11 protein-coding genes are annotated in these 10046 nt (G+C 43.6%); 5 read left to right on the top strand and 6 right to left on the bottom strand.

Annotation, left to right across the window (positions count from 1 at the left end):
- The 3 genes from DA100_RS21145 to DA100_RS10550 all read left to right on the top strand — a co-directional run.
- A partial coding sequence (locus tag DA100_RS21145; protein ID WP_206208566.1) for a hypothetical protein occupies positions 1-229 on the top strand: 229 nt, incomplete at its 5' end.
- A 145-nt stretch (positions 230-374) separates the two neighbouring features.
- Complete coding sequence (locus DA100_RS10555) at positions 375-1214, top strand: hypothetical protein (RefSeq protein WP_138972097.1); 840 nt, start codon at positions 375-377, stop codon at positions 1212-1214.
- A 151-nt stretch (positions 1215-1365) separates the two neighbouring features.
- Positions 1366-1773 carry a GFA family protein gene (locus tag DA100_RS10550; protein ID WP_083148878.1) on the top strand — a complete coding sequence of 136 codons (408 nt, stop codon included), beginning with the start codon at positions 1366-1368 and terminating at the stop codon, positions 1771-1773.
- 406 nt (positions 1774-2179) lie between these two features.
- On the opposite strand, the gene DA100_RS10545 is transcribed toward DA100_RS10550, so the two are convergent.
- The 4 genes from DA100_RS10545 to DA100_RS10530 all read right to left on the bottom strand — a co-directional run bounded on the left by DA100_RS10545 (position 2180) and on the right by DA100_RS10530 (position 7199).
- A complete protein-coding gene (locus DA100_RS10545) occupies positions 2180-3205 on the bottom strand; it encodes an IS110 family transposase (protein WP_138972096.1) in 1026 nt (341 codons plus the stop codon).
- A gap of 282 nt (positions 3206-3487) precedes the next feature.
- A complete protein-coding gene (gene argF, locus DA100_RS10540) occupies positions 3488-4534 on the bottom strand; it encodes an ornithine carbamoyltransferase (RefSeq protein ID WP_138972095.1) in 1047 nt (348 codons plus the stop codon).
- 120 nt (positions 4535-4654) lie between these two features.
- Positions 4655-5746 (bottom strand): agmatine deiminase, encoded by a 1092-nt coding sequence (aguA, locus tag DA100_RS10535; protein ID WP_138972094.1) that lies wholly within the window; start codon positions 5744-5746, stop codon positions 4655-4657.
- A gap of 16 nt (positions 5747-5762) precedes the next feature.
- Positions 5763-7199: an APC family permease gene (locus DA100_RS10530; protein WP_138972093.1), complete on the bottom strand. Its 1437-nt coding sequence runs from the start codon at positions 7197-7199 to the stop codon at positions 5763-5765.
- 397 nt (positions 7200-7596) lie between these two features.
- Between DA100_RS10530 and arcC the strand changes: the two genes are divergently transcribed.
- The gene (gene arcC / locus DA100_RS10525; protein WP_138972092.1) at positions 7597-8505 is read left to right on the top strand and encodes a carbamate kinase; all 909 of its coding nucleotides are present in this window, start codon (positions 7597-7599) and stop codon (positions 8503-8505) included.
- A 145-nt stretch (positions 8506-8650) separates the two neighbouring features.
- On the top strand, positions 8651-9265 hold the full coding sequence (locus DA100_RS10520) for a TetR/AcrR family transcriptional regulator (RefSeq protein WP_138972091.1): 615 nt from the start codon (positions 8651-8653) through the stop codon (positions 9263-9265).
- Positions 9266-9355: 90 nt separating this feature from the next.
- Here the strand turns inward: DA100_RS10520 and DA100_RS21325 are convergent, their stop codons facing one another.
- Together DA100_RS21325 and DA100_RS10510 are read right to left on the bottom strand one after the other, a co-directional pair.
- Positions 9356-9715, bottom strand: a complete 360-nt coding sequence (locus DA100_RS21325; protein ID WP_240800907.1) for a hypothetical protein — start codon at positions 9713-9715, stop codon at positions 9356-9358.
- Positions 9716-9755: 40 nt separating this feature from the next.
- A partial coding sequence (locus DA100_RS10510; protein WP_206208565.1) for a hypothetical protein occupies positions 9756-10046 on the bottom strand: 291 nt, incomplete at its 5' end.

Below are 10046 nucleotides of genomic sequence, written 5' to 3'. Positions count from 1 at the left end.
GTATATATGTAGGCCCGTTACCTTGAAACAAGTATGTGACAAAATCATACATGCAGATACTGTAAGTAAGCCAATTTTACCATCAGTCATGATGCGAGAGGATTGTAAGATCTGCATCCAGTTTAAGGGTGCGGAGTTCAAGAAATCTTGGACAATGGATATCGTATTAGAGCTTTTCGCTGAAGACGTGTTACACATTTTAGATAGCATCGAAACCCAATGCGCCTAACAATAAATTTAAGCAGATTCGCAACGCTTGGCACTTTTGGTTTGAATCAGCTTTAGTGTTTACGGCACAATGCTTTAGGTAGATGGCAACGTTGCTCACTACTTAATTTGGCGTTAGGTGTAAATGATAGATTGGTACTTCAAATATGATGATAGACTCTGGATTTTCTTGTAATTCTGTAATTTGGTTAACGAGCACAAGAGTTGGGGAAGATGGACCAACGAATCGTATGGTAGAAGACTTAAGGCTACAATCAGAGTTACTTGGTTTCGGTTTTCAAGTTGTGAATATAGATTCAAAACTCGATTTTGAATCTATATTCATTGAGTTGGTTAACCATGCAAGGGATAGAAATATGAAACCGATGGTTCACATAGATATGCATGGTTGTAGTGAACAAGGGTTGCTAGTTTGTAAAACAAATGAATATATTTCTTGGGAATGTGCGGCTCAACATTTTCGAGAGCTAAATGTTGCAACAAATAATAACTTATGTGTTATCGGTGCCGCGTGCCATGCATTGAGGGCTGTGATACCAATAAAGTTAGATAAACCGACACCGTTCTTCATACTTTTAGCCCCAGAGCAACAAGTTGAGGAGGGTTTCCTCATTGACAATATTGTACAATTCTATCGTTGTCTTTTTGAGTCAGGAAGTATCGAGAAAGCTTACAGTCGGCACATTTCTGATGAATTTAAGTACTTCCATTGTGAAAAAATGCTTTTTATTGTTATTGCAAAGTATATTAAGGAAAAATGTAAAGGAAAGGGCGCACAAGAAAGAAGAGAGCAGTTACTTACTGAAATTTTCATTGGTCAATCTGATGAAATAAAATCGGAGAAAATAACCGAGGTAAGAAGAATTATCAAAAATGGAATCAAACCTGAACAATCGCTTTTAGACCGTTATGCAAAGACTTTTTTAATATCTCGTAACTGTAGTTTCAATATTGATGATTTAATCGGTTTTATCGAAAACACCTAACAAGCAATTTAATAGGGATTCACAACGCTTGGCGCCCTCACTTCAAGTCAGTTTAGTGTTTATGGCACAATGCTTTAGGTTTGGGTGGTGGCGTTGTTCACCCCTTAATTGGGCGTTAGGCAAATATCTATTCACTTCCCACGGAGGCGAAATGTACAAAGGAAGTTGTTTGTGTGGCTCTATCCAGTTCGAACTACATGGTGGAATTACAGATCCTATTTATTGTCACTGCTCACTATGTCGAAAAGCGAGTGGCAGTGCTTTTGCGACAAATGGTTATGTTAATAAGTCAGAGTTAAACCTTAACGACGCAAAAGGGACTCTTACCTATTACGAAAGTAGCGAGGGTAAGCGGAAATACTTTTGTTCGACATGCGGTGCACCAATCTATAGCTCGAATTCAGCAAAGCCGGACAAGCTAAGAATCCGTTTGGGGGCAATCGACAGCGATATAGTTGAACGTCCAATCTCGCACAACTTCATCACCTCAAAAGGGAACTGGGAAGAACTAGAAATAAACTTGCCAATGTATGAAGGGCACGAACCATCTAGAAAATAGTCGGCGCAAGAAAATTTGCCTAACAAGGCGTTCAAGACGGATTCACAACGCGTGGCATTCTCAGTTTGCTTCAGCTTAAGTGTTTACGGCACAATGGTTTAGGTAGGGTGGACGCGTTGTTCACCACTTAACGCGGCTACATGGATTCCCCCGGTTGTCAAACATCCGCTAAACTTCAAGTGATGGGTTTTGGACTGCCGCTCTACATTCGGTCTTTATATCGATGATTCGCAACATCGTGACCCTGATGACTTTGCGCGACTGCGGTGCCTTATTCGTTAGATGACATTTTAATGTCCGCCGCATTAACAGGCTCTCCGCACGTGGTCTTAACCTATCTCCATCCATTGCGTCTGCTATGACCCGGTGGGTTTACTCTTGTTACTCTGCTTGAGTTAGTGGTTTCTTAAGCAGCGTAATTCTCATATTCCGTTTGGTTGTGTAACAGCGACCAGATAATTCGAGCATTCTTTGCTGCAAGAGCGACAATGGCTCGGTTCATCCCTCGTCGTTCCAACACGCCTCGACACCACTGGCTGAGCCTGTCTTGTTTATCCCCTAGATTAGCAATGACCGTTCTAGCTCCATGAACGAGCAAGGTGCGTAGGTACTTGTCTCCATGTTTGGTTATCCTACCTAACCTAGGTTTACCGCCAGTAGAATACTGCTTCGGAACTAGCCCCAGCCAGGCTGAAAAATCGCGGCTTTTATCAAACTGAGAGCCGTTACCTATAGAAGCTAGAATAGCTGTTGCTGTTTGTGGGCCAATTCCTCTGACCTTCATGATACGCTGAACATTTTCGCTAACCTTTGAAAAAGCCTCGAACACTTGCTCAGTATCCGCAATACGTTGGTTAAGTTGTTCAAGGTGATAGTACGCGTCAGCAATAACGGTTCGAGCTAACTGTGGAAGCTCGTTTTCGGCATCTTCCAGCATGAGAGGTACTTGCTTCATTAACGAAGATCTGCCAACCGGAATGATAAGACCAAATTCAGACAGTAAGGCGCGAATACGGTTCATTAGAGCCGTTCGTTCACGTACCCAATGCTCACGCATTCGATGAACAGACAATATGGCTTGTTGTTCTGGAGATTTTACTGGAACGAATCGTGTAGATGGATGGTGGACAGCTTGGCAGATAGCCACGGCATCATTGAGGTCGTTTTTGCCTTTAGTTCTATGTGGAACAACATACTTAACCGCCATAATGCGAGCATCATGTCCTAATTTATTAAGCGTTCTTGCCCAATAATGTGCACCGCCACACGCTTCGAGTCCTATACGCATGGGTGGCATATTTGCTATTGTGGTCAGTAGCTTAGAGCGAGTAACCGATTTATGAAGAGTCACTTTACCTTGTGAGTCAACGACATGAATACTAAAGTGGTTTTTAGCTAGATCGATACCGCCAAAATAAGAATAATCAGACATGGTGCCTCCAGTGCTAATAAGTACCACGTAAGTGTGGCAGATCCTCGGGAGGGGGAATCCATGTCATTCGTTATCAGTGTTTCTTGAAACTTTTTTGATACCGATACTCATGTCGATATTTCTCCTTGTATGGCGACTCGTAGAAGTGCTTATTTTTAGGAAGCTTTAAACCAATCACCGGAAGCAAATAATTAGCCCTGCTTCTCGCTGGGGAAACAGGGCCATTTAAGTCTTGTTTTGCTGCTACTATTTAAACGGGGCAAAACAAACTGTCATCGAACGTTATAGGGTACTTAGGAAACCATTGATCTTATCTTCGTGATGCTTGATGGTTTCTTGCGTTGGGATAACCGAATCCTTATGCGTGAAGTAAACCAAGATAGCCATTTGAGCCGTTAGACGGTTTTCAGCCTCATCAAATGCCACAGAGTATTCACTCTCTAACGCGCCACGAGTCACTTCTTCTTTGTCGTTTGCTGGCAAGCAGTGAAGAAGCATCGCGCCCGGACGAGCTTTTGCCATCAGCTCTTCAGTGATGACATAGTCCGGCATAAATGCCGCCAAGCGTTCTTCTTTCTCGTCCATCTGGGTAACCCAGTAGAAGCTGTCGCCGTAAACCACATCACAATCACTGATACGTTCCACGTCATCGGTAATTTCAATCGTACCACCAGACTCTTCACAGAAGTTGAGCGCCATATCAATCCATTCTTGCTCCATATGGTACTTCTTAGGGCCAATTTGCTTAAAGCCCATGCCATATTTTGCACAAGTCAGCATCAAAGAACGACACACATCCGTAGCATCACCCATAAACGCCAGCGTTAAGTCAGATAGCTTACGTCCGTCGGTAATATGCTCTCTGATGGTGTATAGGTCAGCCAGCATCTGGGTTGGGTGGAAACGTGTATCAAGGCCATTGATAACCGGCACTGTCGACATGTTTAGCAAACCATCCAAGGTTTCAGGGCTATTGGTACGAGCCATGATGACGTCACACATACGTGATAGAACGCGAGAGGTATCATCAATCGACTCTTTACCTCCTAGGTGAATATCTTTCGGCGAAAGGAACAGCGCGTGACCACCCAGTAAAGTTGCGGCTACCTCAAACGATACGCGAGTTCGTGTAGAGCCCGCTTCGAAGATCATACCCACTGACTTGCCTTTAAACAGTTGTGGAATCGCATTGTCTTTACGTGCCTGCTTTAGGTATGTCATTAACTCCATCATGTTATCCATCTCTTCAACAGAGAAGTCTTTCATTGATACCATGTGCTCAAGGTTTGCTTTGTTCAGTTCAGTCGCGCTAGAAGAAGGTAATTTCATAATATATTCCTATTTTTCGTCGTTTCACGGTGTCGTTTAAGTCGATCTCGTGATGATTTCGTTTCGGTTGGAGTTAAACTTTGTTGTTGCTGTTTTTATGTTTGAGGCGATGACCTCAGGTTATATTCTTGGTACTTGCTGAGTAATGCAGTGGATATTGCCGCCACCGAGCAAGATCTCTCGCGCTGGAATGCCATTAACCTCATAACCTGGGTAGAGCTCTTCTAGGATTTCAATCACGTCGTCGTCATAGCGTTTATCCAGCAATGGCAATACTATTTGCTTATTGGTAATCAGATAGTTGGCGTAGGATGCCGCTAATCGCTCACCCGCTTCACGTTCCATCCCTTCTGCAATATCAATCCCTGCTGCTTCATCAGTAGACATATACAAAGGACCTGGCATTGGCAGCTTGTGTACTTTGATTTCTCGCCCTTTAGCATCGGTTTGGCTTGTGATGTAGTCATACGCTTCTCGGCTGATTTCATACTGAGGATCGTTTTCATCATCGCACCAAGTCAGCACGACTTCGCCCGGCTTAACCACATGTAAGATGTTGTCTACATGGCCATTGGTTTCATCATTATAGAGACCACGAGGTAACCAAATTACTTTCTGAATATTGAGGTATTCACACAGCACTTTGGTCAGCTCTTCTTTACTCAAGTCTGGATTACGGCTTTCATGCAATAAGCACTCTTCCGTTGTATAAAGCGTGCCTTCACCATCCACATGGATTGAGCCACCTTCCAATACGATAGGCGCTCGATATCTTGAGTCTCGGATGGTTTCACACATTTTTTGTGCGACTTGATTGTCTCTGTTCCAAGGTGAATACAAACCATCAACGAAACCACCCCAAGCATTGAATTCCCAGTCAACTCCGCGACGCTCTCCCTTATCATCAACGACGTATGTCGCGCCAATATCACGCATCCATGAGTCATCGGTTGAGACTTCTAGAACTCGAATATCTTCAGGTAAGCGAGACACCGCGTTATCGTATTGAGTTGAGCTCGCGAGCATCGTCACTGGTGTAGTTTTACTGATCTGCTCGGCAACCTCCGAGAACACTTTCTGCGCTGGTTTCGCTCCATCACGCCAGTTATCTGTACGCTCAGGCCACGCCATCCAAATTTCATTGTGTGGCTCATGCTCACCCGGCATTCTGAAACCATCATGTTTTGGTGTGGTATCAATTACTTTTTTCATTGCTCTGTCCTCCAACTTAATCTTGAGCTTGTTTATTTTCTTTAGTGTTGTCAGCGCGACTCTCTTGTTCGCTTTGTGCTTTTTTGCGCTTGAGAGCCCCCAACAAAATCCATTCACCAATCAAGACTGTCGCGATAACGCCAATCAAAACTGGCCCTGTGTATCCCCAATCTGCCACCGTGAGATCGAGTGCTTCCGGGAAGATAAATAGAATCACCGCTTGGAAAATCACAAAAAAGCACACAATCGACATCAGCCATTGAGCGGGCATACCTCCCGGCACTTTGAATGGGCGCTCACGTTGGCCATCAACCACACGCAGCTTCAGATACGCTGGGAACATGAACAGATAAGGAAGTAAGAAAATGCAGCTTGAGAAAGCGAAGATAGACCAGAACAGATCATCGTTACCTTGAGCAAACAACGCGTACGACAAGATGACAACCGTTGAGACTATGCCTGTAATGTTGTTCGCGCCAATTGGAGAACCCTTCTCTGATACTTTTGCCACTGGAGCAGGCAGTTCACCTTCTTGAGCCGCTTCTGCTGCCGCACGGCTTGCCCCCATCGTCCAACTCACCATGTTGCCGATAAGCGTGAGTAGAGCGAACGTGCCAAAGACGTAAACCATTGCCGTGCCAAACGGACCTTCACCAAATAAGGTTTTAAAGGTGTCGATCAGGCCAGCCACAAGTCCAATGCTTTCGACGGGTAACGCCATCAAAATTCCAACAGTACCGAAGATGTATAGGAAAGCGGTGATACCGATGGAAAGGAAAACAGCCTTAGGCATGTCACGGACGTCTTTCATCTCTTTGGTCATCGTCGCGACAAGCTCGAAGCCCATCAGGTTGAAAACAATGGCTGGTAGAAAAGAGACCGCTGAATCTAATGAAGGCATCATTGCTGGCAAAGTGAACTCATTGGCAACGCCGTTTTTCATCGCGTAGATAAATCCGCCTACACCTAAGGTGCTGATTACGATTATTTTTAATACCGCGCCAATGTTCGTTACCCACACGCCAATATCAGCAGAAACATTACAAATCCATACCGTTAGCCAAGTTAACAAGATACAAATTGCGATCTGCCCCCATAGCGACAAGCCCGGCATAAACAGCTCTGCGAACATACCCGCGAACATGATGTAGACAGCAGGCATCCACAAGCCTACGTTGATCCAATAAAACCAAGTGGTTCTTACTGCCCATTTAAACTTGAAAGCTTGTTTTACCCAATCGTAAATCCCCCCTTCTCCTGGATAGGCGGTGCTTAACTCTGAAGTGATTAGTCCGTAGGGAATAACAAAGAAGACCAGCATTAGCACCCACCAGCCAATAGCGCTAACGCCAATACTTGCTGACGCGGTTAATGTGTCGACTACTAGCACAGCACACAGTGTAAAGAGTGCTATCCCAGTGACCCCCATTTTTCCTTGCGTTTCGTTGCTCATCGCTTAGCTCCTTAATATCTAATTCGGAACTTATTAAACGGCAAAGCGATGAAGTGAACTGGGATGAAAATTGAATATCGGTTTTGGGGAAGAAAACTCAGATTACAAATGAAATAGAACCGACAAAAACTGGATAAAAAGCAACCAAACACTGAATGATTGATTTTCATCAACAAAAGTACTGTTTATTTATTGAGCGTCTTAAGTTGAAAACAAGATCACATATCCGATTGAATTCGCGATTATTTTCACTTTCTGTGATGGGGTGGCAACTAAATAGACTCACTTTTGAGCAGAAATCGAATTGTGATTTTTATCGCCAATAGTACTCTGATATTTCAATAGAGTATCTCCATCTTACGTGGCTTTTAGCCAGTCATTATTTGGAGATTAAGAGATGTTGAAGCCTATTATTGTTGTTGCGGTCGGTGGTAATGCGCTGCTGCAACGCGGAGAAGTAATGAGCTGTGAAAACCAGCAAAAGAGTATTGAGCAAACAGCAAGTTCATTAGCAGCCCTGAGTAAAGATTATCGCTTGGTTATCGTGCACGGTAATGGCCCTCAAGTGGGATTACTCTCTCTACAGAATGATGCTTATAAAGAGTGCCCGCCGTATCCGTTTGATGTATTAGGCGCTGAAACCCAAGGTATGATCGGCTACTTAATTCAACAGGGGTTAAATGCTGCAATCGAAGACCGCTTCACCACCACAATACTGACGCGCATCGTTGTTGATGAAAATGACCCTGCGATCGCAGACCCAAGCAAATTTATTGGCCCTGTCTATACCGAGCAGCAAGCTAAACTGCTGGCTGAAGCCAATAATTGGGTCGTAAAACCAGACGGTGTGCATTGGCGCCGAGTTGTTCCATCTCCTGCACCTAAAGAAGTGTTAGAAATAAAAGCAATTAAAGACTTACTAGAGAAAGAGCACCTTATTATTTGTGGCGGCGGTGGCGGCGCACCAGTTATCGAAAAAGACGGTGCCTATGTCGGCTTTGAAGCTGTGATTGATAAAGATATGACAGCCGCATTGATTGCCGAAGAAATTGGCGCAGAGCACTTACTGATCCTAACGGATGGCACTCATGTGTGTTTGGATTGGGGCACACCACAAGAACAAAAGCTGGAAAGAGTATCGGTTAAAGAGATGAAGGGATATCACTTCCCTGCCGGTTCGATGGGGCCAAAAGTCGATGCATGCTGCCAATTTGTGGAAAAGACCGGGCAACATGGTCATATCGGCGATCTTTCCTGCGCACTCGAAATCATAGAAGGGAAATCAGGCACACATATCCAAGCGTAGTTTTGATCAAACTCGGTTTTTGCCTAGATATTCATACGCACTAAACAAAGGGTTAATGAGGTCAAACTTCATATTGATAAGATTGATTTTTGAGCATCAACCCTTTATTTTTTAGTCTGCTTTGACAATAAGTGACGACAGTTTTATGCGAAAAGTAACAACAAAAGAGAAACTTACAAAAATCCATAACGCCGTTGCACAATTAATGGAAAGGCGCGAAGCTACTGATATTTCTATGTACGATGTGGCAAAAGAATGCGGTATGGCCACCTCGACCGTCTATCACCACTACCCGAACATCGAGAATCTATTCCATAGCTTATTAGACGATGTGTTTACTGATTTCGACTCACTACTTGGTCAATGTATCGATGCCGAAAAAGTCACGCATTGGACTGATATTAACCGTATGATCGAAACCGCCTATGTGGACTACTACAACAATAATCCAATCGCGAGAAAGCTGATTTTAGGTCGCCATACTTTTACTGAACTTGGTCACGCTGACACCAAACATGATTTAACATTGGGTAAAGAAGTCGAAGCCATCTATCGTCAATTCTTCGATGTCCCCCAGTTTACCCAACCCATCAATGTATTCGCTATTTCACTGCAAGTCGCCGACAAGATATATTCACTGTCTTACCATGAACATGGCTATATTACCCCTGAACTCGCTAACGAAGCCCTTCGTTTAACGGAGTCTTACCTTCAGCTTTATATTCCGCATATTTGTCAGAAGTCGGTTTGGAGCGGTTAAGTAAGTTAAATTTCTGTACAAAAAATGTTCATGAAAACCCCTTAAGCAAATCACTCAAAATAAGTCCTCGAACGATGCCTCAGTGAATGATTAACCTATAGTCTCCAGCCATTCCACCAACAGGGTAAAGCATGGAGTGATAAAAAAGCTCCATATGCCAATACAATTAACCCACATAAACAGTCTGAATTTTTTAGATTTAGTGGTCACTCTATGTCTTATAAATGGGTAGGCTAGCCAGTAACCAAACAATCTAGTCCCTATAGAATAGGACATTTGGTAGTTCCATTTCATATACCCTTGGTCGTCGTAATATTTATCCAAATTCTTAGCTAATTGCTTGTCAATAAATACAATTCTTTCAATGCTTCCTAGTGAGACCATTGCACTCATAATTACTGCGGGAACAGACCATATGATCACATATACAGCTAGTATGCCTGTAATAATAGTATAAGCATGTTCAAAAAAATTACTCAAAGCCAATCCTCTACAAGCTCTTCACTCGATTCTTTAAGGTCGATGACCTTTTCATAAAGGATATCACCAAAGGTTTTTCCAATAGCCGTACCAGTGATTCCACCAATAGCGCCTCCTGCAACAAAAGCACCAATTGAAGCAATTGATAACACAGGCGCAGAGGTAACACCAACAATTCCCAGTACCAAAATAGTGCCAGTGGCGGCCACTCGGTGTTGTACCAGCGCACGAAGGCTTCAACCCAACGTCGACTGCTGTCGAGACTTTCAAAGCCTTTTGTCGGCCAATTTGGCATGTACTT

Origin of the sequence: Vibrio sp. Hep-1b-8 (genome assembly GCF_006124995.1) — a bacterium.
Taxonomy (GTDB): Bacteria; Pseudomonadota; Gammaproteobacteria; order Enterobacterales; family Vibrionaceae; genus Vibrio.
Note: the sequence above shows the minus strand (reverse complement) of the source record. Positions and strands in the feature narration are given on the sequence as shown.